Raw genomic sequence first — 24,504 nt, forward strand, 5'->3', positions numbered from 1 at the left:
CCATGTTGCAGATTCTTCCCGCCGCGCGGCAGATGCGGCTCTCTCCCTGCGCGCATGCCGCCCTGGCGCCGGACATGGCGCCGGAGACTGCCGTGCGCGAATTGCTGGCGCGCGGGCTTGCCCAGGACGCGTTGCCGTTGGCGTTGCGCTTGTTGCCCAGGCCGTATGCGGTGGCGTGGTTGTGCCAGTGCATGCGCGCGCAAACGCTCAGCGGCCACGACAGCGAAGGTCTGCGGTTGGCGCAGGCGTGGGTGCAGCAGCCGGGCCCCAGCCAGCGCGAGAGCGCACGCGCATTCGCTGCCGACGACGACTATCAATCGGTCGGCGCCTGGCTGGCGGCGGCCGCGGCCTGGAGCGATGGCAGCCTGAGCGAGGAGGACGGCCCGCCGGTGGCCGATCACCTGACCGCGGCGGCGGCCGTGGCGGCGTTGCTGCATCTGGCTGGGCGCGAGCCTGCAACCTTCGAAGCGCAATTGGTGCGCTGGAGCGAAGATGCCGCACGGCTGCTGTCCGGATTGCGCGTGCGCGAGCGTACGCCATGAGCGCGGTGTCACCCCGGCTGACGCTGACGGTTCGCGATGCGCAGACGGTGTCGGGCAGCACGCAAGCGCAGGCCAGCTTCGCGGCAGAAGGCGGGCGCATCGGCCGCGACGCCTCCTGCGACTGGGTGCTGGAAGGCGAAGGCGTATCGCGCCTGCATGCCAGCGTGCGCTATCTCGACGGCGTGTATTTCATCGAGGATCACAGCACCAACGGTGTCCTGCATAACGGCGTGCCGCTGCGTGCCGGCTTCCCGGTGCCGCTGCATGCCGGCGACGCCTTGCGCATCGATGCCTTCGAGATCGACGTGGCGGTGGAAGGCGCAGGCGTCACCGCTGTTCCGGCGGCCACGCAGACCTGGAATCACGCCGAGCCGTGGACACTGTCGCCGACGCCACCACCGCAGCCATCCCAGCAACCGCCGCTGGAGCGCGAGCGCGATGTGTTTGCCGAACTTGGGGCAGCGTCGACGCAACCGGCCGACACCGACCCGCTGGCCTTGTTCGCCACTTCGTTCACGCTGGCCGGCAGCCAGGGCGATGCGGCGGCGTTCGGGCTGGGGCATGCGCCGGCAACGGCTGACGCCTACCGTGCCCCCGTGGCCGTGTCGGCTGCCGCTGGCGTCGTGTTGCCCGAGCATTGGGATCTGACACGCAGCGAATTCGCGCTGCCGCCGGCTATCGATGCAATCGCGGCCGTGCCAACGCCGTTGCAGCCCGCGCCAGTTTCCATCGTCGCCGCGGCGCCAGCACCGACACCGGCGCCAATGCCAATGCCGGCCTCGGCAAGCGAAGTCGCGCCGGCATCGACGTCCGCTGCGATCCCCGACGCGGCGCAGCCTGTCGTCGCACAGTCGCCGGATGCACCCGAACTGCCTGCGCTGTTCGCCGCCATGACCGCAGGCCTGATGGATGTATTGCGCGCACGCGCCGAGCTGAAGAACAGCCTGCGCCTGCCGGTCACGCTGATCCAGCGCACGGAGAACAATCCCCTCAAGTTCGCCGCCACCGTGGACGAAGCGGTCGCTCGCCTGTTGGCGCCAGCAGGCCCCGGCTATCTTACCGGTGCGGCTGCGATCGACGAAGCCATGGAAGACATCGGGCGTCACCAGGTGGCCTTGCTGGCCGGCATGCGTGCGGCCTTCGAGCATGTGTTCACCCAGTTCGATCCGGCGCGCTTCGAGGCCGACGCCGCCGGCCATTCCGCGCTCGCCGCCTGGGGCAATCGGCCCTGGCGACGCTACGCGCAGCACTACCGCGAGCTGCTCGGCGATGCTGACGAGCGCTTCCGCCGCCTGTTCGGCGAAGAGTTCGCCCGCGCCTACGAACAACAGCTGGCCCGCGCCAAGACGCAGGCCCAACCCGCAGACGGCGACCGAGCATGACCCCCTACAACAAGGTGATCTGGAGCGAGGGCCTGTTCCTGCGCCCGCAGCACATGCAACAACAGGAACGCTATCTCGAGCGCTACATGGAACTGCAGGCCGGCGCGCTGCGCCCGCACGCGTGGGGATTCAGCCAATTGGAGTTGGAGCCGGAACTGCTGGCCATCGGCAAGCTCGGCATCCGTCGCGCCCGCGGTTGCTTTCCTGACGGCACGCCGTTTTCCATTCCCGATCGCGATCCGGCGCCGCCAGCCTTGGACGTGCCGGCCAACTGCCGCGACCAGATGGTGAGCCTGGCGCTGCCGCTGCGCGCAACCGCCCAGCCCGAGAGCGCCTGGCCTGATGGCGATGGCAGCCGGCTGGCGCGCTATCGCGTGGGCGAAGCGGAAGTCGGCGATGCCTCCGGCAGCATCGCCGGCACCGTGCTGCTGGAAGTGGGCGTGCTGGCCAGTCGCCTGCGCCTGCAGTCCGAACCGGGCGAAGGGCTGGTGGAGGTGCCGATGGCGCGCATCGTCGAATGCCGCGCCGATCGACGGGTGATTCTCGATGACGCCTTCATCCCGACCGCCAGCCGGATCGAAGGCGCAGCGCGCCTATCTACGCTGCTGGCCGAGTTGCTGGGACTATTGCACCAGCGCGGCCAGGCGCTGGCCGAACGCGTGGCCGGCAGCGACCGGGGTGGCGTGGCGGAAATCGCCGACGTGCTGATGCTGCAGGTAATCAATCGCTACCAACCGCTGGTGGCGCATTGGGCGAGCGCGCCGTTGGAGCATCCCGAAGCACTGTACTGCGTGCTGCTGGGGATGGCCGGCGAACTGGCGACCTTCACCCGTGCCAGCAAACGCAGCGGGCCATTTCCGCCGTATGCACACGATGCGTTGCAGGCGAGCTTCGAGCCGGTGGTGGTGTCCTTGCGCGAAAGCCTGAGCGCGGTACTCGAACAGTCGGCGATCGCCGTGCCCTTGCAGCAACGCAAGTACGGCGTATGGGTGGGCATGGTGCCCGATCCGGCCTTGCTGGACTCGGCGGCGTTCGTGCTGGCGGTCAAGGCCGATCTGCGCGCCGAAGACTTGCGCAAGCGGCTGCCCACCGAATCGAAGATCGGCCCGGTGGAGAAGATTCGCGATCTGGTGAACCTGCAACTGCCCGGCGTGGCCGTGAGCGCGCTGGCGATGGCACCGCGGCAGGTGCCGTATCACGCCGGTTGCGCCTACTTCGAACTCGATCGGCAATCGTCGCTGTGGAAGACGCTGCGCACCTCCGGTGGCGTGGCGCTGCATTTCGGCAGTGGTTTTCCCGGCCTGGAACTCGAGCTGTGGGCGGTGAGGAATTGAGATGAGCAACACGGTCGACCAACACGACGACGATGCCACCGTGGTCCGCAGCGCGACACCGGCACCGCGGCCCGCCGCCGCCACGCCGGCTCGCCAGGCAACCACGCGCACCGTGCAACCGCCCGATCTGGATGCCGCCATGCGCGCGGCACCGGGCGCGATGCAGGGCAATGCGGTGGTGCGCGCCGCCACGCCGCTGCTGTTGCTGGCGGTGCAGTTGCGACACTCCACCCAGACGCCGGACATCGCCACCTTGCGCGAACACTGCAGCACGCGCCTGCAGCGCTTCGAGCAGGAGCTGCGGCAACAGGGCATTGACGACAAGACCGGCATCGCCGCGCGTTATGTGCTGTGCACGCTGCTGGACGAAGCCGTACTGGCCGCGCCCTGGGGCGAGGGCAGCGGCTGGGCGCAGCGCACCTTGCTGGTGACCTTCCACGGCGAGACCTATGGCGGCGCCAAGGTCTTCGATCTGCTCGATCGGCTGGCACGCGATCCGGCGCGGCACCTGGACCTGCTGGAGCTGCTGTATCTGGCCTTGGCGCTCGGCTTTGGCGGTCGCTATCAGGTGGAGCAGGGCGGGCGCGCGCGGCTGGCCGATCGCCAGGCCGAGCTGTACCAACTCATCCAGCGCCAACGCCTGCCGGCACCCGCCGAGCTGTCGCCCAATTGGCAAGGCGCGCAGGCACCGTTGCTGCGCAATGCGGCGGCCACGCCGCTGTGGATCGCGACGCTGGCCTCGCTGTGCATCGTGCTGCTGGCGTTCGTGTGGTTGCATGCACGCCTCAATACGCTGACCGCGCCGATCAGCGCGCAGCTGGCGCGCATCGGCCTGGAGCGGGTGACGTTGCCGATCCCGGCGGCGGCCACACCCGCAACCACGGCGGCGCTTGCACCGCTACTGGCCGCCGAGCAACGCGCAGGACTGCTGAGCGTCCAGACCGAGGGCGATGGTCGCAGCACGGTGCGCCTGGCCAGCGCGTCCATGTTCCCCAGCGGGAGCGCTGAGTTGGATGCCGATCAGACCCGCCTGCTCGAACGCGTTGCCGCGGCGCTGGAACAGGTGCCGGGGCGGGTGGTGGTGGTGGGACATACCGACGACCAACCGGTGCGCTCGCTGCGCTTCAAGGACAACTTCGCCTTGTCGGCGCGCCGCGCCGAGAGCGTGGGCGCCGTGTTGGCGGCCGGCTTGCGCGACCCGCGCCGCGTCCAGACCAGCGGCGCGGGCGATTCCCAGCCGATGGCGTTACCGCCGCAGCTGCCCGGCAACCGTGCGCGCAATCGGCGCGTCGAAATCCTGTTGATTCCCGAGACCTGACCCATGCGCTTTGTGCTCGATTTCCTGCGCGCCCGCTACGTCGCCAGTGCTGCCGTCCTCGCGCTGTTGGCCGTGCTCGTCTGGGTCGGCGGACCCTATCTCAGCCTTGGCCGCTTGCAGCCGCTGGCCAGCGTGAGCGGGCGCCTGCTGGCCGTGGCCGTGCTGCTGCTGGTGTGGGCGGGGTGGCGCTATCTGCGCTGGCGCCGCGACAACGCCAGGCAGCAGCGCATGGCCGGCGAACTGGTCGGGCAGGGCGCAAGTGCCGAGGACGCCAGCGGCAACGACAGCCGCGCACGTGCAGCGCAGGAACAGGTCCGCCTGCGTGCGCGTTTCGCCGAGGCGATGGCGGTGCTGCGGCGACGCCGTCGCAACGGTCCCGGCCTGCACGTGCTGCCCTGGTATCTGCTGATCGGCGCACCCGGATCCGGCAAGAGCACCTTGCTGCAGTCTTCGGGCCTGGAGTTTCCACTCAAGGAACATGGCAACCACGCTGCGCTGGAAGGCGTTGGCGGTACGCGCAACTGCGATTGGTGGTTCGCCGACCAGGCGGTGTTCCTCGACAGCGCCGGGCGCTATACCACCCAGGATTCGGACGCCATCGCCGATGCCGGTGCCTGGCACGGCTTTCTGGATCTGCTGCGGCGGCATCGCCGGCAGCCGTTGAATGGCGTCATCGTGACCGTGAGCGTGGCCGAGCTGCTGGAGCTCGATGGCGATGCCGGTCTTTCGCATGCGCGCGCGGTGCGTCATCGGCTGGACGAACTGGTCGACAAACTGCGCGCACGTGTGCCGGTCTACCTGGTCGTGACCAAGTGCGACCTGGTGTCGGGCTTTGCCGAGTTCTTCGCCGATCTGGATGCCGCCGGACGCGCGCAGGTGTGGGGAGTGTCGTTCCCACAGGCGCAGGCCGCCGGTGACACCGATCCGTTGACGCCGTTCCCCACCGAGCTCGAACGCCTGCTGGAGCGGATCGATCAGCGCGTGCTGGAGCGCCTGCATCGGGCGCGCGATGCACGCGAGCGTGCCGCGGTGCTGTCCTTTCCACAGCAGTTGCGGCTGCTGCAACCGGCGCTGATGGAGTTCGTGCAGACCGCGTTCGGCCGCCATGGCTATGCCGGCCAGCCGTGGCTGCGTGGTGTCTATCTGAGCTCGGGGACGCAGCAAGGCCATCCGATCGACCGCGTCATCTCGGCAGTGGCGCGACACTTCGGCGTCGCCGCTGCCGGCCTGCCGCCGGCCATCAGCGCGCCACGCAGTTACTTCCTGCCACGCTTGCTAAACGACGTCGTCTTCGCCGAGGCGGGCCTGGCCGGCAGCCAACCCGGCAGCGCGCAGCGCCGTCGGTTGCTGCAGCTGGCTTGCTGGGCCGTGTTGACCGCCACCACCCTGGGCGTGCTGTCGGGCATGGCCGGCAGTTACGCCCGCAACGTGCAACTGATCGGGCAGGTGCGCGATGCGCTCGACGCCTATCCTGCCGGCCCGCTGCCTGCCGATGCCGGCGAGGCCGCGTTCTATGCCAAGGCCTTGCAGCGTTTCGACGCGCTGGCGCGCGCGCGCGATGTGGCACTGCCGCCGGGTCAGTCGATCCCGTGGTCGCGACGCTTCGGTCTGCACCAGGGCAGGGCCTTGGCGCGCGATGTGCAGGACGCCTATCTGCGCGACCTCAACGGCGCGCTGCTGCCGGCATTGGCGCAATCGCTGCGACGCAAGCTGGAGCAGGCCAGCAACGATCCGCAACGCTTGTATCCGCTGCTGAAGGGCTACCTGATGCTGGGCGACCCGGCGCGCCGCGACGTCCTGCATCTGGCCACGCTGGCAGGCACGGTCTGGCGGCAGATATTTCCCGACGATGCGTCGGTGCGTGCGGGATTGAACCGGCATCTGCGCGCCCTGCTGGGTCCGGTGGACGGTGCCCGCGCGCTCGCGCTGGATCGGCAGCAGATCGAGCAGACACGGGCGAGCCTGCGAACCGCCGAACTGCCGGCACTGGTCTACGGTGGCCTCAAGCTGACGCAACCCGGCGTCGATGCCGGCCAGGCGCCACGCCTGGATCGCCGCCTGGGCCTGTTGGGCGATGTCTTCGAACGCCGCAGTGGCCTGCCGTTGTCTGCGCCATTGCCGCCGCTGTTTACCCGCCAGGCGTTCCAGGCACAGACCGGTGGCGGCATCGCGCGTGGTGTGCAGCAGTTCCTCGCCGACGATTGGGTACTGGGCACGGCACCGCTGGACCCGCTGGCGCGTTCGCAGCTGGAGCGCCAGGTATTGGCGCTGTATCAGCGCGATTACATCGCTGCCTGGGACAGCCTGCTGGCCGACGTGGTGCTGCGGCCGGTCACCCAGACCGGGCAGGCGAGTGCGGTGGCTGCCAAGCTGGGCGGGCCGGCATCGCCGTTGAAGGCCTTGCTGGTGCTGCTGCGCGAACACACCCACGCACTGGGGCGCACGCCACCGGCCAAGGGCGGTGCGAGTGCTGCAGCGGGTGGAGAGGCCACCGCCGCGGCCGAGCCCGATGTGGCGGCCGACCCGATCGAACGCCATTTCGAGCCGCTCAACCGCTTGCTCGATGGCGGCCCGGGCGCCAGCGCGCTGGACGAAACCCTGGCCGCGCTGACCCAGATGAGCCGTACGCTGTTGGGCGCTGCTGCCGGCGTTGCCGCCGACCAGAACGATCCGGCGTTGCTGATCGCCGCGCAACAGGCCGAACAATTGCCGCCGCCGCTGGGAAACTGGATGGCGACCCTATCCGGCCGCGGCCGCGCATTGACTGCCAGCAGCGCCGGCGAGGCGCTACGCAACGCGCAGCGGCAGACGGCCGGACGCGAGTGCGCGCTGCTGGTGAGCGGGCGCTTTCCGTTCGTGCCGGGCAGCCGCAACGACATCCCGTTGCGCGACTTCGCCGAACTGTTCGGACCCGGCGGGCGCATGGACCGCTTTGCGCAGCAATCCTTGCTCGGCAAGGTCGATACCAGCGGGCGCCGCTGGCAATGGAATCCGGGCATGGCGGCGGTCGGTGCCGACGACGTGCTGGAGCGCGCGCAACTGGCCGACGAGATCAAGCAAGCGTTCTTCGCGGGCGGCGGCGCGCAGCCGCAGGTCGCCTTCACTGTCTCGATCCCACTGCAGGCGTCAATCAGCCGGCTGCAACTGGAGGTGGATGGGCAAACCCTGGACGTGCGCGAGGGCGCGCGTGCCAGCCAGTCGATGACCTGGCCCGGACCCAATCCGGGCCTGGTGCGTGTCGCGGCGTGGGACGCCAGCGGGCAGGCCTTGCCGGTGCTCGAATACCGCGGTCCCTGGGCCTGGTTTCGGGCGCTGCAGGCCGGGCGGCTGCGCCGCAGCGGCGATCTGGACTACACCGCCAGCCTCGCCCTGGCCAGCGCCACGGTACGGATGGACGTCCAGCCGGCGAGCCTGCGGCATCCCTTTGCGGCGTCGGCCGTGCAGCGGTTCAGTTGCCCATGAGCGCCATGCAACGCCCGCCGGGCTTCTACGGCAAGCTGCCCGCGGTTGGCGATTTCGTGCATCGGCGCTTGCCGGAGAGCTTTGTCGACCCATGGCACGCGGCGATGCAAGGCGTGCTGTCTGCCGCCGGGGCAGTGAGCAGGGCGCCTGAGGGCCAGGCACCGGTGTGGCGCTTCGTGCTGCTGCCGGGCCTGGCTGGGACGGCCGCATGGGCCGGGGCGATGCGTGCCAGCGTCGATCGCGTCGGCCGCGCCTTTCCCCTGGTCATCGCCGCACCGCTGCCTGCAGGCGATGCCGATGGCACGACGGCTGCGGTCATGCCGACCTATCTGCATTTGCCAACGTGGCTGGATGCTGCCGACACAGTGTTGTGCAACATCGGGGCAGAGCGACAGCAGGACGGTGCCTGGTTGGACCGCGTCTGCGTGACACTCGCACAGCAGGCGCACGACGAGACAACCATGTCGGCGTCGCCGCCGTCGCCGCCGTCGCCTGCTGGCGCAATCACCGCTGGCAGCAGCCTGTGGTGGACGGCCATGACAGGATCTGCGCCGGGTGCCTGGATGCAGTTCGCCGGCTGGCCTGCGGCCTGCCATGCACACGTCCTGCTTGGCGCATTGCAAACAGCGAACGCATGCGTTGCAGAGCACATGCAATGAGCGCCTGTTACGTGTCCGCCGGGCGTACCGAGCAAGGCAATGTCAGGCGCCAGAACGAGGATGCGATCCTGCTGCGCGACGATCTCGGTCTGTGGGCAGTGGCCGATGGGCTGGGTGGCCACAGTGCCGGCGATCTCGCCAGTCGCATGGTCGTCGATGCACTGGGCGCGTTGCGGCGCGACGGTGACCTGGCCAGCTTCGTCGACGCCATCGATGCGCGGCTGAGCCAGGTCAACCAGCAACTGCGTGCCTTGGCGCGCGCGCGGCGGGTGGACGTGATCGCCAGCACCGTGGTGGTGCTGGTGCACGACCACGACCTGCTGATGTGCGGCTGGGTGGGCGACAGCCGTGCTTATGCGTTCGAAGAAGGCCGGCTGCAGTTGCTGACCCGCGACCACGTGGCCGGCGACAAGGACGAGTTGACGCAGGTGGGACGAGCGCAGCCGGCCGGCGGTGCGCTCACCCGCGCGATCGGCGCCGACGATGCGCTCTACGTGGACTGGATGGTGCGCGCGCGCCGGCCGGGGCAGCACTACCTGCTGTGCTCGGATGGCATCAACAAGGAACTCAGCGACGATGAGATCGCCGCCCACTGCCGGCGCGAGCAGCAGCCCGCTGCGCTGGTGGCGCGCCTGTTCGATACCGCGCTCGGCCGTGCCGGGCGCGACAACGTCTCGGCCGTGGCCCTGCGCCTGGCCCCACGGAATGCTCTGCCATGACCACCCGCGATCACGACACGACCGGCCGCACCTCGCCGCCGGACGACGACCGTACCCGCGTACGACCGGCCCGCGACCTTGCCGATACGCCACCACAGCCGCCGGCTGTGGATGACGATGTCACCCGCATCGCACCGCTGACCCAGCAGCGCGCCGCGCAGGCGTCGGCGGACGCGGCGACCCGGGTCAACCCGCCAACGCACAGCGATGACAGTGCCGGCGCATCGAGCTGGCGGCGGGTCGCGCAATTGCAGGGCGAGGCCCAGGTGGGCGTGGGCATGCTGCTGAAGGCACGCTTTCTGCTGGTGCGCGAAATCGGCCGTGGCGGCATGGGCGTGGTTTACCTGGCGCGCGACGAACGCAAGGTGGAGGCACGTGACCGCCATCCCTATATCGCGGTGAAAGTGCTCAACGACGATTTTCGCCGTCATCCGGATTCGCTGATCGCACTGCAGCGCGAATCGCGTCGCGCGCAGAGCCTGGCCCACGACCATATCGTGCGCGTGTACGACTTCGACAAGGACGGCGCCATCGTGTTCATGACGATGGAGTACATCGAGGGCGACGACCTGCGCGGGCTGATCCGCAGCCGGCTGGGCGAGGGCATGCCGCTGGCCGAGGCATGGCCGCTGATCGAAGGCATGGGGCGCGCCCTGCAACGCGCGCATGCGGCCGGCATCGTGCATTCGGATTTCAAGCCGGGCAACGTCATGGTCGGCGCAGGAAACGTGGCCAAGGTGTTCGACTTCGGTATCGCCCGTGCCGCGAAATTGGCCGGCGCCGAATCCGGCGATGACCACACGCTGTTCGACGCCGCGACGCTGGGCGCACTGACACCCGCCTACGCCAGCCTGGAAATGTTGCGCGGCGACGAGCCGGCGTTCGCCGACGACGTCTACGCGTTCGGCTGCGTGGTGTATGAACTGCTGTCCGGCCGCCACCCGTTCGGCAAGCAATCGGCGACGCAGGCGCAGGCGCAGCAGCTGCGCGTGGCGCCGTTATCGACGCTGAGCCGCCGGCAGAATCGCGCACTGCGCAGCAGCCTGGCGTTCGCGGCCGCGGCGCGGCCGACGATGACGGTCTTGCTGGAGCAACTGCGCCCACGCAGCCGCAGCGAGCGTGTGTTGCCGTACCTGCTGGCGGGCGTGCTGTTGCTGGCCGGCGGCGCCGGTACGGCGGTGTGGCTGCAGGTGCATGCGCAGCGGGAGAAGGTGGCCGGGGTGCTCGAGCGCTTCTCGCCACAAGCGCCGAACCGGTTCGTGCACGAGGCGCACGCACGGGCGGCGTTGTGGGCGCTGGGAGAGGACGACCGCCGGCGCTTGATCCTGGACCGCAGCAGCACCATCGAAGCCTTCCTGCTGCGGCGGCTGGATTACTATTGGCAGCCGGCACGCGGCCGCGAAGACTATGTGGGCGCGCAGCGCATTTTGATCCTGCGCGACCAGTGGAAGCTGTTTTCGCCACGCCTGGACGCACGCCGCAGCGCCATGGAGCAGGAGCGCGATCGCCTGCTCAATGGTCTGGACACCGCATTGACCGGCGCAATCGACGCCGGTGCCCTGTTCGGGGATCAACCCGGCAACGTGGTCGCGCTGCTCGACCGCGTGCGCCGCCTGGCACCGGACAGCGGCCTGCTGCGGCATGCCGAACTCGAATTGCGCTACCGGCGTGGATGCGCCGATGCGCTCAGCGCAGGTCGCGTTGATGAAGCACGCCGCTGGCTCACGACCGGGCGCCGCGTGTTCCCGCATTCCACGCTGCTGCAGGAGTGCGCACACGAGCTCGACGCGGCAACCGTCACCGCGTCTGTCGCACCGTCGGTCCCGCCGGCGCCGTTGGTGGACGATGCGCAGGCCCAGCGTGCCGCGCAGATCGCCACGCGCATCGAGTCGGTGCGCACCGCAGCGGCCGCCAATGACGTCGTCAAGGTGAAGAATCAACTTGCGCAGATCGCGGCCAGCAGCCCGGAGCATCCGTTCCTGCGCAGCGAGGGTGCGCAACGGCTGACCGATGCCTATCTGGGGCTGGCACGCGGGCTTTGCCGCGAGGGACGCTGGAAAGACGCCAGCGCCGTCGTTGGGCAGGGACTGGACGCACAGGACGCGCCGCGCCTGCGTCAGGCGTTGGCGCGTTACCAGTTTGCGCTGGAGCTGGAACAGCTCGGCACCGCGCTGCCTGCGCCGGCAGTGCTGCAGCGTCTGCGCGAGCGCAGGATGGCGCTGCAAGCGCAGGACGCCGACGGCTTCCGCGCCTTCCAGAGCGATGTCGCCAAGGCGGGCCGGCAACGCGCGTCCTATACCGCAACACTGCTGCCGAAGCTCGAGCCGGTGGCGGCTGCGCCTGCAACGCCGACGAAGCCGGAAGATCCCTGTCGGGTCACGGCACCGCCTGGCGGTGCGGCCATCTGCAGCGACGACCTGGGCAAGCATGGTCGTGGCCCTGAACTGGTGGTGCTGCCCAAGCCCGGGCGGGCGCTGGCGATGATGCGGCGGGAAATCAGCGTGGCCGAATTCGCGGTGTTCTGCGCCGATACCAAGCGCTGCAGCGTCTCGCGCTGGACACGCAGGTCGGCGCCGGTGGACGACGTACGCCTCGCGCTGATCGGCGATTACGCCGCCTGGCTGAGCAGTGTCAGCGGCCGCAAATACCGACTGCCGCGCGATGCCGAGTGGCTGCGTGCGGCACGCGCCGGCGAGCGCGCCTGCACAGCGACCGTCTCCAACAGCTGGGGGCTGCTCGACATGGCCGGCGGCATCGCCGAGTGGGTCCAGGACGGCGAGGGCGTGGCCGTGCGCGGCAGCCAGCGCGGTGCGGCTGCCTGTATCGGCCCCGGTGCGGTGAGCTCCGACGGCGAGGCTGCGCGCGGGATCGGTGCACGCCTGGTGAGAGAGCTGGAATGAACGACTGGGAAACCCGGGCCAACCTGGTCCTGCAGGACTTGAACGCGGCGCAGGCGGAGCGCCGCCTGGACCCAGCCGAGTATCGGCGGCGGCGCCTGCAATTGCTGCAATCGATCGTGCGCTCGGCAGGCCAACCGACCGAGCGCCGCCGGCGTGTCGCGGCGCCGCGCAACTTGCCGACCCCAATCGTGACGGTACGGCGCGATCGCCAGCCGCCGAACGCCCTGCAGGCAGCGTTGCGCTCGTGGAAACTGCGCTTATGGGCGGCGGTGATGCTGCTGGGCGCGGCCTGGGTGTACTGGCATGGCCTTTCTACGTTGTGACGCCCGCCATGCAGGCCGGCAATGCGGCTAGCGCGACTGACCGACAGCCGCGAGCAGCCGCCAGGCGAGCGTGGATGGCGCACAAAAACCACAGTGCAGACGTACTGCATCAGGATCCAGAGCGTCGTCCACGCCCGCCCGGCGGCGGTGCGGTGGTTCTGTCAGCCGCTAATCGGAATGGTCCTGGCCCGACACCACCTGCAGCTCGTCGATCCCGCGTGGCGCCAGGTCGCGCATCAGCGCGGCAAAATCCAGGCCGACCAGCCGTTGCGCGCGCCGCAACAACAACGGCACCGGGCTGGAAGGCTCGCGCCGCGCGTAGTAATCGCACAGCTGATCGAGCATGCGGCGAACGTCGTCCGGATGCTCCAGGGCGTGCGCCCGCGGTGCGGGTGCATTGGCGCCGTCGGCGACGGATGCTGCATGCTCGGCTGGGTCGGCCGTGGAGCCGAAACGCTCGGCGACATAAGGCCGCAGGAACGCGCGCAACTCGCCCAGGTCGTGCGTCAACGGCGCCAGCTCCGGGCCGTATCCGGGGGTGCGCTCGGCGAATACGCCGGCAATGGCGGCGATATCGTCCTGCGCAGCGGCCAGGGCCGCATCCAGCTCCAGCAGCACCTCCAGCGGACAGTCGCGCAGGCAGGCATCGATGGCGGCCGGCTCTGGCGCTTCGCTGGGGTCGTCCGCAGCGCGCTTGAGCGTGCCCTGCACGATGCGCAGATCGCGCAGCGAAAAGTGCCCAGGATGCAGTCCCTTGAACAGGCGGACGTTGCGCAGCTGCGTCAGCGTGCGCTCGCTGTCGGCCAGCGCCGCGATGGCGTTGACGCGTTCGGTCGGGTCGTTGTCCTCATCGGCATCCAGACCAGGATGGACGTCGTCCCAGAACCGCTCTAGCAGGTGCCGGAGCAGGCTGACGCCGCTGGACCAGCCCACCAGGCCGTCCTGGTGCAGGCGGGCAATGCTCAGCAAGATGCCCAGTCGCAAGTCCTTGGAGCGCAGCAACAAGTGCTCGGCGCTCTCGGCGACCTGACGCCACTCCGGCGCCTCGGGCACCAGCACGCCCGCGCCCAGTGCGCGTTCCTGACGCGGGCGTGCCAGTTCTTCCAGGCTCTGGAACTCCGGGGTGTATTCCAGGTTCGGACCGGACGGCGCCTGTGCGTCCACCGGCTGCAGTAGCTGTTCGCTGTCGATCTGCATGGCGCCGCTCACGAGACGGACAGCACGAGGTCGCCACGGCCGGCGGCGCGTCGCGCTGCCGGCGCGGCGGGCGCTGCTGGAACCAGCAGTTCCAGCACGCGTTCGCGCAACCAGCGATGCGCGGCATGGCCATCGTTGCGGCGATGCCAGGCCATTGCCAGCGCCATGTCCGGCAGCGGGAAGGGCAGGTCGAAACAGTCCAGCGGTGCATGCCCGCTCTCCGCTGCCAGCGTGGCCGGCACCGTGGCGACCATGTCGGTGCCGAGCACGATGTCGCGCGCGGTCGCGCACTGCGACACGGTCACCGCGATCTGGCGGGTGTGGCCCAACTGCTGCAGTTGCGCGTCGATGGCGAGGTTGCAGGCCTGTGCGTGTGCCACCTGCACATGCGACAGCCGGCTGTAACTTGCCGCGCTCAGCGCTGCGGTACCGCGCGGATGGCCACGGCGCTGCACCAGCACGTAACGTTCGTCGCGCAGGCGGCGCAGACGCAGCGCGGAAGGAACTGCCTGCGCATGATCGATCAGCAGATCCAGCTCGCCGCTTTCGAAGGCGTCCAGGCTGGTGTCGGCACCGATCTGCACGAACTCCAGGCGCATCTTCGGATTGCCCTGGGCCTGGATCGATCCCGCCAACCCCGCACCCAGCGTGCCGATCGCATCGGCGGCGGCGGCAATGCGGAAACTCGCCGAAGACGTCGACGGATCGAACGCACTGTCCTTGCCGAGCAGACTCAGTTTGCCGATGGCTTCGCGCAGTGGCGATGCCAGTTGATCCGCACGCGGCGTGGCCACCATGCCGCGCCCGGTGTCCGAGGGCATCAGCAAGGGATCCTTGAACAGCACGCGCAACCGTGCCAGTTGCGAAGACAGTGCCGGTTGGCTCATGTGCAATCGCTGCGCTGCGTGGGTGACGTTCTTCAGCTCGAGCAATGCGTCGAGGGACACCAGAAGAGGTAAGTCGCTTGGTCGGATATTCATGTCGTGGATCGCTCGTAGTGGAATGCAGGCGGCCTGCTGCGCCTGGGCATCCGCTACGCTAGGCAGCCCGCGCTACGTTCCGGTGTCGATCTGCAGCGACTGTGTTTCATTTGTCACAGAGCAGGGGTGCCTTCATCCTGCGTTGTAACTTCTAGCGTGCGACCCAGTGCACGTTCCAGCGCCATGGCCAGCGCACCAAGATCGAACGGCTGCGCAATGATCTCGGCGATGGCGCCGCCCAAACCCTTGCGTGTCGCCAGGCTCGTCGCGCGTGTGGCGAGGATCAGCGGCAGCGTGGGTGCCGCGGCGTGCAGCGCGCCGATGGCCTGTTCGGCATCGCCGGCGCGATCGCGCTTGAGCAACACGCCATCGAAGCGCGCCGGATCGGCAGCCGCCATCGCGACGGCGGCCGGCAGCTCCAACATGCCGACCGGTTCGTGCCCGAGTGCGGCCAGCATCTCTTCCAGGCGGTCGAGCTCGGCCGCGTCGTCGCACAACAACAGCAAGCTCGCATGGCGCGAGCGCGTCTTCGGCAGGGGAGCGGCCTGGGGCGCGGCTGTGATGCCCGTGCGCAGCGGCAGCTCGACCACGAAGGTCGTGCCGACACCGAGTGCGCTGTCCACGTCGATCCGCCCGTCGTGGTTATCGATGATCTTGCGAACCGTTGCCAACCCCAACCCGGTGCCGCCGCTGCGGGTAGTGAAGAACAGATCGAAGATGCGATCCAGTTGGTCGGGCGGGATGCCGATGCCGTGATCGCTCACACGCAATTGCGCGATGCGCCGGGGCGTGCCGTCGGTTGCAGTGCCTTTTCCGGCGGACAGTTGGATCGTGACCGTGCCGCGCATGTCCATCGCCTGCGCGGCGTTGCTGGCCAGATTCAGAATGATCTGCTGCAGTTGCGCCGGATTGCCCAACGCGTGCAGCGGCTCCTGCTCCTGCTGCAGGTCGATGGCCGCCGTCGAGGGCAGCGAGACCGACAGCAGCGAGACCGCGCCCTGCAGCAAGGCGTTCAATTCGACCGGCTGCACGTTGTAGTTCTGCACGCGGCCGAAGCTGAGGATGGATTCGATCAGATCGTAGGCGTGGGCGGTGGTCTGGCTGATCTCGAGCAGGTGCTCCGAGGCCGGCGAGTGCGGGTCCAGTTTGGACAGTGCGATCTCGGCATTACCGCGGATCGCGCCGACGATGTTGTTGAAGTTGTGCGAGATACCGCTGGCCATGGTCCCCAGCGTTTCCATCCGTCGGGCCAGTTCCAGGCGATGTTCCAGCGCCAGCGCTTCGTCTTCGAGTCGTCGCCGCTCCAGCGCATCGAACAGGGTGTCGAGCGCGATATGCAGCTGCGGCAACAGTTCGGCCACTGTCGCCAGGCCGCGATCGCGGCGCGGGGCGCGTGGCGGCAGCCGCAAGCACAGCAGCGCGACCGTCCCCGCGTCTGCGTGTTGCCGCAGGCACAGCCACTGTGCGTCGCGCACGCGTTCGGGCGTGCCCAACACGGCGACGGTGCCGTTGGCGTCGACGACCAGCACATCGCTGGCGGCGATCGGTTGGGTGGACGCCAGCGCGGCAAGCATCGCGCGGAAGGTGTCGTCCTGCGGATCGGGCCAGATCCGCGCGTCGCTGCCGACCGGGACCAGGCCCAGGCGAGCGCTTGGCAGCTTGGCCCACTTCGCCAACCGCACCAGTCCGGCCTCGATGCCGGCGTCCAGCTGATGGCGATCGTTGGCCACCAGGCGGCGCGACACCGCGACCATCAAGCGATCGAATTCCGCGCGTCGACGCAACACCCGCGCGCGTTGCCGCAGCAGCTTGCCCAGGTACAGCAAGGCGCCCAACATGACCACGGCCAATGCCAGCAACAGGAAGCGAACCTGGCGTGCGGTGGCCTGCTGGCTGGCATGCTGCTGTTGCAGATACGTCTTGAGCTGTCCATACGAGGCCAGCGAAGCGATCGGACGCATGCGGCGGATGGTGGTGTCTGTCTCCGGCAGCAGCTTCAGCAGCATGCGTCCATGCGGGAGCAGTGGCGCGCTTGTTGTGCGTTGTGCCGCTTCGTCCAGGCGTCGGCGTGCCAGTGCCACTGCATCGCCGGTCGTGTCCAGGCTCAGGCGTTGTACCGCGCTCGCCAGCATGCTCGCTGCGCGCGCCTCAGCGGGATCTTCGCCTTGCCGGATCTGCGCGCTGCTCTCGCTCCAGAAGTAGGCCAGCGAATTGGACAGCAGCGAGTTCTGCGATTTGAACAGTTCCCGCTGCAGCGATTTCTCGTTGTAGTCGGCGTCCAGCGCCGCGATTGCCCGGAACAACGCAGGGTCGTGATCGGCCAGGTGGCGCAAGTGCTGCAAGATGTCGCGTGCGCGGGCATCGCCGCTCACCAGCGAATCGTAGTCGCGCAACAGGCCAATGCGTGCCTTCAGCACGTCGTTGTCCAGATTGGTATCGACCATGTCCAGCGCGTCCAATGCGTCCAACGCATGACCGTAACGCTGCGTGTCGCGATCCAGCGCCGCCATGCACAGGCTGAAGAAGATCAGCCCCGCCAGCAGCACGGCGCTGAAAGTCGTCGCCCACCTCACGGCGCCGGCGCCGTCAACTGCCGGCCTTGGTGCTTGCCGGTCAATGTCTGCAGAAATGCGGCAATGTCGGCCACATCCGCCGGGCTCAGTGTGACGCCCAGTTGCGCCGTACCCATGGCCTTGATTGCCTGGGGCAGGGTGGTCGCGCTGCCGTCGTGGAAGTAGGGCGCGGTGGTCGCGACATTGCGCAGGCTGGGAACCCGCAGGATCGGGGTGCCATGCCGTGCGGCGGGAGCGAAGATGCCGCTGCGCTGGAACAGGTTGCCGCCCACGTTGACGCCCTGGTGGCAGGAGATGCAGCCGATCGATTTGAAGGTGGTGTAGCCGCGCAGCTCCTGTGCGCTGAGCGCAGTGTCGCTGCCTTGCAGCCAGAGATCGAAGCGACTGCCCGGCGTGACCAGTGAGCGTTCGTAGGCGGCGATGGCATCGAACAGCGCGGCCCGATCCGGTGGCCTGCCATAGGCCGCGCGAAAGCGCTGATTGAGCACCGTGTCTTGTTGCAGTCGTCCTACCACCGTCGCGATATCGGCGCGCATGACGCTGGGGTTTTCCAGCAACGACGCCGTTTGCGCTTCCGGGCTGCGGAAATTGCCGCGCCAGCCCAGGCGAAAATTTGCGGTGGCATTGAAGACGGTCGGTGTGTTGAACGCTGGCGTCGCGCGCCCGGGCATTCGGGTCATCGCATCGGCGGCAGCACCGTTGCTGGCCAGGTGATGACATGAGGTGCAGGCAACGCGATTGTCGCCCGACAGCCGGCGATCATTGAACAGCAGCGCGCCGAGTGCGACCTTGCGGCTATCCAGGCCGGTCGCTGGCTGGATGGCGTGGATGGGCTCGCCTGTGCGCACCGACGGGGCCGCAATTTCAGCTGCAGGCACGAACGGCATGACGAGCAACGCTGCAGAAGCGAGCGCGACTTTAAGGATCGGCGCCGGCGACCAACGCCATTCGCGATGGTCTGGCCTGGCTCGCGCCGGCGGCTGTGTCATCGAGCGTGCTCGACCGGCGACGTGAAGACATAACCGGCGCCGCGCTGGGTCACGATCAGCGTCGGCTCGCGCGGATCCTGTTCCAGCTTGCGTCGCAGGCGCAGGATCTGCACGTCGATACTGCGATCGAACACGTCCTCATGCAGACGCGTGGCACGCATCAGGTGCTCTCGGCTCAGCGGTCGGCCGGGGGCATCGACAAAGGCGCGCAACAGCGCGTATTCGCCCTTGGTCAGCGGAATGGCGGGCGTACCCGCGCGCCCCACCGTGCGGGCCTGCAAATCGAATTCCCAGGCAGCGAAGCGCACCCGGCCTTCGCCCGCATCACGCGCCACGGCCACCTTGGAGGCGATATGGCGACGCAGCACGGCGCGGATCCGTGCGGTCAGTTCATGCAGCCCGAACGGCTTGGGCAGGTAGTCGTCGGCGCCCAGCTCAAGCCCCACCACGCGATCGATTTCGTCGCGGCGATGCCCGGTCATGATGATCACCGGAATGTCGGATTCCTTGCGCAAGGCGCGCAACAAGTCCAGACCGTCTTCGTGCTTGAGCATCAGGTCCAGCAGCAGGATATCCGGTTCGCGTCGACGCAAGGCCTCGGCAACCTCGCTGCTGCTGGTGGCGACAAAGGCTTCCATGCCGTGGGAGCGGATGTGGCCCATGACGACGTGTGCCATCGCCTGATCGTCGTCCACCACCAGCACCTTGGCGGCAGGTGCGGGACGTGCAACGGATACGTCAGAGGAGGAGGGGGAGTTGAAATGCAGCTTGATCATCGACTCTCTATCCCGGCATGACCGCGTTCGCGGACAGATTCCGAGTGTCGATCGGCTGGGGTGACCGAATCGACCGCGTTGGGGAAGTGCGTCCATGCGCGGCGTGCCACGATACGCCGTCGCGGGTACGGCATCTTCACGCACGATGCTAGGGTGTTTTTGTGTCGGCTTGCCACGTCGATAAGCGGGTGGTCACGCTCCGTGCCGTGGTCGATGACGACTTTTGTTCGATCTTGTGACCAGCCACTCGCTCTGCGACCACACGGGTGAGGGACCGATCCCGTCGCCAGCCCGATCCGACCATGAGGTTTTCGAATGAACCGCATTGTCGAGCCTGCTTCTGTGGTGCGTGGCCGTCGCCGATGGTCGGCGACGGTCCCGTTCGCTATCGACCTTGGCGTCAGCCTGTCTTGGCGCTGCTCTTGGCTTTGGAGGTGGACTTGGCTTTTGTCGCAGCATCACGTGCTGCGCGGTCGATCACTTCGGACACGGTCTGCGCCTGCGTGATGAACAGCGCGTGGCTTCCCGGCACGGTGGTGATGTCCGCGCCGATGCGCTTGGCCATGTGCAGCAGCATCGCCTGGTCGAACGCCTTGTCCTCGGTGGCGATCACAGCCCAGCTCGGTTTGCTCTTCCAGGCCGCATGGTGCAGCCGCTCGCCGAATGCGGACATCTTGATCGGCACCTGCGACGCGGCCATGAATGCGGCGTCGGCATCGCTCACATCATTGGCGAAGCCGGCCTTGAAGTTGGCCGGGCGCACGAAGCCGAAGCCGTCGGGCCGGGTGTCGATCACGAACTCCGGCGTTGGTGCGAAGCCCTGGTACAGCTGCGCGGTGGTCTCGCCGGCATCGGGCGCGAGTGCAGAGACGTAGACCAGGCCGACCACCTTGTCGTGCACGCCGGCTTCGCTGATCACCGTGCCGCCCCAGGAGTGTCCCACCAGGACCGTTGGGCCGTCTTGCTGATCGAGCGAGCGCCGGGTGGCGGCGACGTCGTCGGCCAGCGAGGTGAGCGGGTTCTGCACGATGGTCACGCGATAGCCGCGCTTGACCAGGCGCTCGTAGACGTTGCGCCAACCGGAGCCATCGGCGAAGGCGCCGTGCACCAACACGACATTGCGTGCAGCATCGGCCGGCAGCGCTTCAGCGGGGGCAGCGCCCTGGGCAGCACTCATGGTGGCGGCAGCCATGGCGGCTGTCAGCAGTAACGGGAACGGGAAGCGCATGGTGAATCTCCTTGGTGAACGAGCGTGGTTGAACGAGTGAAGCGGCTCAGAGGCGATGGGCCGCTTTGATGATGTCGGCGGCGCGTTCACCGATGACCACGCACGGGGCCATCGTGTTGCCGCTGGTGACATTGGGCAGGATCGAGGCATCGGCGATGCGCAGGCGGTCGATGCCGTGCACGCGCAGTTGGCCATCGACGACGGAGAGGGCATCGCGGCCCATTCGCGCCGTGCACCCCTGGTGCCAGAAGGTGATGGCGGAGTTGCGCAGGTATTGGTCCATCTCGGCACCCGAGAGCGGCCCGGGCATCGCTTCGCGCTTCAGTAATGCGTCGAACGCCGGTGCATGGGCAAGCTCCCGGGCAATGGCAACGCTGGCACGCGCCGCCCGTAGATCGTCGGGGTGGGAGAGCGTGTTGGCGTGGATGCGCAGCGGCGCGCCCGGATCGCTACCGGTCAGGTGCAAGCTGCCGCGGCTCTTGGGATGCGACAGTCCGGCGAACACCATCCAGCCGTGGTCCGGCACGCCCATGTGCGCGGTTTCGGGCGTAGCCACCGGAAATTCCAGCTGGCAGTGGAACACGTCCGGTAGCTGCAACGCCGGGTCGGTCTTCCAATAGAGCGTGGCTTCCGAGCCGCCATACTGCGCAGCGATCGGCGCCCTGGATTCGAAGATGCAGCCGAAGGCCACATGGTCCTGATGGTTGCGGCCAACGCCCGGCAAATGCTGGACGACGTGGATGCCATGGGGACGCAGTTCCGATTCGGGGCCGAGCCCGGACTGCATCAGCAGCTTGGGTGTATTGATCGCGCCCAGCGACACCACCACCTCGCGGTCGGCCATGAACCGTTGGCGACGATCGCCAACGATCGCTTCCACGCCCACCACCGAGTGGCCGTCGAACAGCAGTCGGCTCACCTGCGTCTGCAGCAGCACGGTCAGGTTCGGCTGGTGGCGCTTGGGCCACACGTAAGCGCGAAAGATCGACGCGCGGCTGCCGTCCTTGACGATCAGTTCGGTCAAGGCGACGCCGCCGCGTCCTTCCATCATCTCGCCATTGGGACTATCGAACGTCGGCAGGCCGGTGGATGCGGCGGCCTCGACCATGGCGCTGGCAACCGGATGCGGATCGCGTGCGGTTTCGACATGGACCGGGCCACCGCTCCCGCGTCGCAGCGGATCGGCAATGCCCTGCCAGTCTTCGATGCGGCGGTAGACATCCAGCACCGAGCGATAGCTCCAGCCCTCGTCGCCGGCCTCCTGCGCAAAGCTGTCCCAATCCGCCTGGTGGCCGCGTGCCCACACCATCACGTTGATGGCCGAACCACCGCCCGCCACCTTGCCCATGTTGAGCGGAATCGCGCGATCGTTCAGATGCGGATTGGGCTCGGCAACGAATTGCCAATCGCGCTCGGAGCCAAGATTGAGCGGCCATTGGGTCGGGGTCATCACCTCCGGAACCTCATCGCTGCTGCCAGCTTCGAGCAGCAGAACCTCGACCTGCGGATTTTCTGCCAGCCGCGCGGCGAGAGCGCTGCCGGCGGGGCCTGCGCCGCAGACGATGAAGTCGTAATGACGTGTCAGTTGCGGTGTATCGGCCGTCAATCGGAGTGGATCGAAAATCATTGGCATCTCTTGAATCCGGTAGAGAAGCGGCAACGCAGTGCTTTTGCGCTTCCGAAAAGGGTGGGGGATGCATGCATGGCGCAAGCCAGCACGGCGCGATCCTGTCGACTCGGCGCATGCGCCAGGCAATTCCTGCGCTAGAGCGATCAAGGACTCTGGATGGCGGCAGCACGGCCAAGGCACAAAGGCGCGGCATCACGCCGCATGTCGATGCCGCTTCGGATACTGCAAGCGCACCACGACAGGTCGGCCGCAGTAGTATCTGCACTGCGCGTGCCGAGCGATATTCGATATTCATCGTATGAAGCGCGAGGCGTACGGTATAGCGCGCGTTACTCCAAAGGGGTAAATCGACCGCGCGACTTCCGGGCGACGCGACATCCTTTGCGTGCGCACTACCATGCGCGTCCGCTGCAATGCCGCTGCCATCGGAAAAGAGGCGCACGTGCGGCCCGCCTTGTCGCACAGCCCTACAGGCTGTCTTAGTGCTCGCGTCGTTTCCAGGTCGACACGCGTTCGCCGCTGGTATCCCTCTGGCTCTTACCGACGGTGCATGCAGCACTGTCCAATCGAAGTGGATTCCCTCGCATTCCCCCACACGAGATGATCATGCAGCAACCTCTGAAATGTACGAGCGCCGAACTGCAGGCCAACCCCCAGATCGTATTCGCACGCTTGCGTCCGCTGACGCCCGTCCTGCAGCGCGACGACGGACTCTATGTCGCCTTACGTGCGCAGGATGTGCAGCAGCTGCTCGTCGACCCGCGAACCAGGCAGATGGAAACCGAGATCGCCACCGCGCGCGGTGTCACCGATGGTCCCTTGCTCGAGTTCCTGAAGCACACCATGGTGCTGAGCAATGGAACGGCACATCGGAACCGGCGCCTACCGCTCGTTCAGGCATTTGCGTCGCGCTTCGTCCAGGACGTACGCCCCTACGCGCGTCGCGTTGCCGAACAACTGATCGATGCGCGCTACGACGCGGGCGCAATGGACGTCATCGGCGACTTCGCAAGCTGGCTTCCTGCGCGTGTCATTTGCCACATCCTGGGATTGCCCGAGACGGATATCCCGGCCTTCACCCGTTGCGTTTACAGCTTGTCACGCGCGTTCAATTCCACCTTTACCCCTGACGAAGTCCCCGAGCTACAGCAAGCTTCAGGCGAGCTCGATGCCTATGTGCGGGGCTTGATCGCCCACCGTCGGCGTCACCCACGCGAGGACTTCATCACCAGCTACATTGCTGCCAGCGATGCATCCGGGCAGCTCTCCCAGACCGAAGTCGTGGCGCAATTGATGTCCATCCTGCTCGCCGGGAGCGACACCACGCGCAGTGCACTTGCAATCCAGACCTCGCTCTTACTGCAGCATCCGGAGCAGTGGCAAGCGGTCTGCCGCGACTCAGCATTGATTCCGGCGGCAGTACGCGAATGCCTGCGTTATCAGCCGGCGGTGGCATCGGTGCCGCGTATCACGTTAGAGGACATCGTGGTGGATGACACCTTGGTGCCTGCAGGAAAGATCCTGTCTTTGTCCACGCTATCGGCGCTACGCGACCCGGCGCTGTATGCGGAACCGGAGCACTTTGACATTCATCGCACTGACGCTCCCAAGCGCCAACTCGTATTCGGCGGTGGTGTCCATCGCTGTCTCGGTGAGGCATTGGCCATGATCGAGCTTGAGGAAGGCCTGGCTGCAATGGCGCAACGGCTACCGGACATGCGACTCGACGGCAATCCGGTCGTGGTCCAGGGTGGGTTCGGCATTCGGACGGCGCAAGACTTCCGCGTCAGCTGGGGCAGTGCCCGGACGGGTTGACGCATCGCGCAGCGAAGCACTCACTGCCGATCCGATGCTCGGCTATTACCCTAAGGTGCAATGCAGCTGCTGGACTTGAGAGCATTGTGGGGGTGGGGACGCGCAGTTACGGTAGTAGGCGTTCCAACGGGACCCATCCGCATGCAACAGCCTCCTCCGATCATGTTCGTCCTGGTCGATGCCAGCCGCTGGCAAACACCAGGACTTCCGCTATCGTGCGGTGAGGTGGCCGCCCGGCGCGATGCAGCAGTCAAGCCGGCCATGCTGGTGATGGGGGATGGCGCACACGCCCCCTGTGTGTTGTTGCGATCGGACGATCTCGATGGCATCGATGCGCAGCTCGACGAGTGGATCGTGGCGACGGCGACCAGGTTCGCGGACGCAATGGCGCGCTACGCAGCATTGACGCCGCGCGAGCGGCAAGCATTACAGCTGGTCACCGATGGCCTGCTCAATAAGCAGGCTGCCGCAGCCATGGGCATCAGCGAGGCGACGCTGCAGATCCATCGCAAGCGTGTCATGGACAAAATGGGTGCGCGTTCGTTTGCCGAGCTGGTGCGCATTGCCGATCTGCTGGGCCTATCAGGCGATGCTTGCCACCCTCCCGTGCCTCCCGACCGTCACAACGCACGGGTTCCACCTCGTCCACGCCGGCTTGGCGCACGCGCGGCGTGAGC

Annotated in this window: 18 protein-coding genes and 1 other RNA gene; 11 read left to right on the plus strand and 8 right to left on the minus strand. The window is 67.7% G+C overall.

Annotated elements, in window-relative coordinates:
* Positions 1 to 2: 2 nt before the first annotated feature.
* The 9 genes from AC1POX_RS11400 to AC1POX_RS11440 are packed head-to-tail and all read left to right on the plus strand — an operon-like array spanning position 3 to position 12,639.
* Complete coding sequence (locus tag AC1POX_RS11400) at positions 3 to 542, plus strand: DUF6931 family protein (protein WP_008577836.1); 540 nt, start codon at positions 3 to 5, stop codon at positions 540 to 542.
* Complete coding sequence (tagH, locus tag AC1POX_RS11405) at positions 539 to 1,924, plus strand: type VI secretion system-associated FHA domain protein TagH (protein WP_372356171.1); 1,386 nt, start codon at positions 539 to 541, stop codon at positions 1,922 to 1,924. Before AC1POX_RS11400 ends, tagH begins: the two co-directional genes overlap by 4 nt.
* Positions 1,921 to 3,258, plus strand: coding sequence for a type VI secretion system baseplate subunit TssK (tssK, locus tag AC1POX_RS11410; RefSeq protein WP_218555150.1), 1,338 nt, complete (start codon positions 1,921 to 1,923; stop codon positions 3,256 to 3,258). Before tagH ends, tssK begins: the two co-directional genes overlap by 4 nt.
* Position 3,259: 1 nt before the next feature.
* A complete protein-coding gene (gene icmH, locus AC1POX_RS11415; protein WP_372356172.1) occupies positions 3,260 to 4,576 on the plus strand; it encodes a type IVB secretion system protein IcmH/DotU in 1,317 nt (438 codons plus the stop codon).
* Between the two features lie 3 nt (positions 4,577 to 4,579).
* On the plus strand, positions 4,580 to 8,038 hold the full coding sequence (gene tssM, locus AC1POX_RS11420; RefSeq protein WP_372356173.1) for a type VI secretion system membrane subunit TssM: 3,459 nt from the start codon (positions 4,580 to 4,582) through the stop codon (positions 8,036 to 8,038).
* Entirely contained in the window at positions 8,035 to 8,697 is a 663-nt protein-coding gene (gene tagF, locus AC1POX_RS11425) for a type VI secretion system-associated protein TagF (protein ID WP_057681774.1), read from the plus strand. Before tssM ends, tagF begins: the two co-directional genes overlap by 4 nt.
* Complete coding sequence (locus AC1POX_RS11430; protein WP_057681773.1) at positions 8,694 to 9,416, plus strand: PP2C family protein-serine/threonine phosphatase; 723 nt, start codon at positions 8,694 to 8,696, stop codon at positions 9,414 to 9,416. The genes tagF and AC1POX_RS11430 overlap by 4 nt, the downstream gene beginning before the upstream one ends.
* Entirely contained in the window at positions 9,413 to 12,316 is a 2,904-nt protein-coding gene (locus AC1POX_RS11435; RefSeq protein ID WP_372356174.1) for a protein kinase domain-containing protein, read from the plus strand. The genes AC1POX_RS11430 and AC1POX_RS11435 overlap by 4 nt, the downstream gene beginning before the upstream one ends.
* Entirely contained in the window at positions 12,313 to 12,639 is a 327-nt protein-coding gene (locus tag AC1POX_RS11440; protein WP_008575757.1) for a hypothetical protein, read from the plus strand. Before AC1POX_RS11435 ends, AC1POX_RS11440 begins: the two co-directional genes overlap by 4 nt.
* A 25-nt stretch (positions 12,640 to 12,664) precedes the next feature.
* On the opposite strand, the gene AC1POX_RS11445 is transcribed toward AC1POX_RS11440, so the two are convergent.
* The 8 genes from AC1POX_RS11445 to AC1POX_RS11480 all read right to left on the minus strand — a co-directional run bounded on the left by AC1POX_RS11445 (position 12,665) and on the right by AC1POX_RS11480 (position 22,015).
* Positions 12,665 to 12,749, minus strand: a non-coding RNA gene (locus AC1POX_RS11445) — sX9 sRNA.
* Positions 12,750 to 12,807: 58 nt separating this feature from the next.
* Positions 12,808 to 13,836, minus strand: a complete 1,029-nt coding sequence (tssA, locus tag AC1POX_RS11450) for a type VI secretion system protein TssA (RefSeq protein ID WP_372356175.1) — start codon at positions 13,834 to 13,836, stop codon at positions 12,808 to 12,810.
* 8 nt (positions 13,837 to 13,844) lie between these two features.
* Complete coding sequence (locus AC1POX_RS11455; protein WP_011347371.1) at positions 13,845 to 14,816, minus strand: LysR family transcriptional regulator; 972 nt, start codon at positions 14,814 to 14,816, stop codon at positions 13,845 to 13,847.
* 113 nt (positions 14,817 to 14,929) lie between these two features.
* A complete protein-coding gene (locus AC1POX_RS11460) occupies positions 14,930 to 17,362 on the minus strand; it encodes a two-component system VirA-like sensor kinase (RefSeq protein ID WP_372357166.1) in 2,433 nt (810 codons plus the stop codon).
* A 23-nt stretch (positions 17,363 to 17,385) separates the two neighbouring features.
* Positions 17,386 to 18,378, minus strand: coding sequence for a cytochrome-c peroxidase (locus AC1POX_RS11465; RefSeq protein WP_218499801.1), 993 nt, complete (start codon positions 18,376 to 18,378; stop codon positions 17,386 to 17,388).
* On the minus strand, positions 18,375 to 19,154 hold the full coding sequence (locus tag AC1POX_RS11470) for a response regulator (protein WP_372356176.1): 780 nt from the start codon (positions 19,152 to 19,154) through the stop codon (positions 18,375 to 18,377). The genes AC1POX_RS11465 and AC1POX_RS11470 overlap by 4 nt, the downstream gene beginning before the upstream one ends.
* 400 nt (positions 19,155 to 19,554) lie before the next feature.
* Entirely contained in the window at positions 19,555 to 20,382 is an 828-nt protein-coding gene (locus tag AC1POX_RS11475; protein ID WP_372356177.1) for an alpha/beta fold hydrolase, read from the minus strand.
* Positions 20,383 to 20,428: 46 nt separating this feature from the next.
* The gene (locus AC1POX_RS11480; protein WP_372356178.1) at positions 20,429 to 22,015 is read right to left on the minus strand and encodes a GMC family oxidoreductase; all 1,587 of its coding nucleotides are present in this window, start codon (positions 22,013 to 22,015) and stop codon (positions 20,429 to 20,431) included.
* 603 nt (positions 22,016 to 22,618) lie between these two features.
* On the opposite strand from AC1POX_RS11480, the gene AC1POX_RS11485 reads away from it, so the two are divergent.
* Together AC1POX_RS11485 and AC1POX_RS11490 are read left to right on the plus strand one after the other, a co-directional pair.
* On the plus strand, positions 22,619 to 23,827 hold the full coding sequence (locus AC1POX_RS11485) for a cytochrome P450 (protein WP_372356179.1): 1,209 nt from the start codon (positions 22,619 to 22,621) through the stop codon (positions 23,825 to 23,827).
* A gap of 60 nt (positions 23,828 to 23,887) precedes the next feature.
* Positions 23,888 to 24,502, plus strand: a complete 615-nt coding sequence (locus AC1POX_RS11490) for a response regulator transcription factor (protein WP_228735616.1) — start codon at positions 23,888 to 23,890, stop codon at positions 24,500 to 24,502.
* Positions 24,503 to 24,504 lie beyond the last annotated feature (2 nt).

Source organism: Xanthomonas sp. NCPPB 3442 (assembly GCF_056725145.1).

What these genes read in the sequence shown, in the direction of transcription:
- tssA (WP_372356175.1), bottom strand. Translation starts at nt 13,836, where the DNA reads ATGCAGATCGACAGCGAACAGCTACTGCAGCCGGTGGACGCACAGGCG.
- AC1POX_RS11455 (WP_011347371.1), bottom strand. Translation starts at nt 14,816, where the DNA reads ATGAATATCCGACCAAGCGACTTACCTCTTCTGGTGTCCCTCGACGCA.
- tssM (WP_372356173.1), top strand. Translation starts at nt 4,580, where the DNA reads ATGCGCTTTGTGCTCGATTTCCTGCGCGCCCGCTACGTCGCCAGTGCT.
- AC1POX_RS11465 (WP_218499801.1), bottom strand. Translation starts at nt 18,378, where the DNA reads ATGACACAGCCGCCGGCGCGAGCCAGGCCAGACCATCGCGAATGGCGT.
- icmH (WP_372356172.1), top strand. Translation starts at nt 3,260, where the DNA reads ATGAGCAACACGGTCGACCAACACGACGACGATGCCACCGTGGTCCGC.
- AC1POX_RS11430 (WP_057681773.1), top strand. Translation starts at nt 8,694, where the DNA reads ATGAGCGCCTGTTACGTGTCCGCCGGGCGTACCGAGCAAGGCAATGTC.
- AC1POX_RS11475 (WP_372356177.1), bottom strand. Translation starts at nt 20,382, where the DNA reads ATGCGCTTCCCGTTCCCGTTACTGCTGACAGCCGCCATGGCTGCCGCC.
- AC1POX_RS11490 (WP_228735616.1), top strand. Translation starts at nt 23,888, where the DNA reads ATGCAGCTGCTGGACTTGAGAGCATTGTGGGGGTGGGGACGCGCAGTT.
- AC1POX_RS11470 (WP_372356176.1), bottom strand. Translation starts at nt 19,154, where the DNA reads ATGATCAAGCTGCATTTCAACTCCCCCTCCTCCTCTGACGTATCCGTT.
- AC1POX_RS11435 (WP_372356174.1), top strand. Translation starts at nt 9,413, where the DNA reads ATGACCACCCGCGATCACGACACGACCGGCCGCACCTCGCCGCCGGAC.
- AC1POX_RS11440 (WP_008575757.1), top strand. Translation starts at nt 12,313, where the DNA reads ATGAACGACTGGGAAACCCGGGCCAACCTGGTCCTGCAGGACTTGAAC.
- tagF (WP_057681774.1), top strand. Translation starts at nt 8,035, where the DNA reads ATGAGCGCCATGCAACGCCCGCCGGGCTTCTACGGCAAGCTGCCCGCG.
- AC1POX_RS11485 (WP_372356179.1), top strand. Translation starts at nt 22,619, where the DNA reads ATGCAGCAACCTCTGAAATGTACGAGCGCCGAACTGCAGGCCAACCCC.
- AC1POX_RS11400 (WP_008577836.1), top strand. Translation starts at nt 3, where the DNA reads ATGTTGCAGATTCTTCCCGCCGCGCGGCAGATGCGGCTCTCTCCCTGC.
- AC1POX_RS11480 (WP_372356178.1), bottom strand. Translation starts at nt 22,015, where the DNA reads ATGCCAATGATTTTCGATCCACTCCGATTGACGGCCGATACACCGCAA.
- tagH (WP_372356171.1), top strand. Translation starts at nt 539, where the DNA reads ATGAGCGCGGTGTCACCCCGGCTGACGCTGACGGTTCGCGATGCGCAG.
- tssK (WP_218555150.1), top strand. Translation starts at nt 1,921, where the DNA reads ATGACCCCCTACAACAAGGTGATCTGGAGCGAGGGCCTGTTCCTGCGC.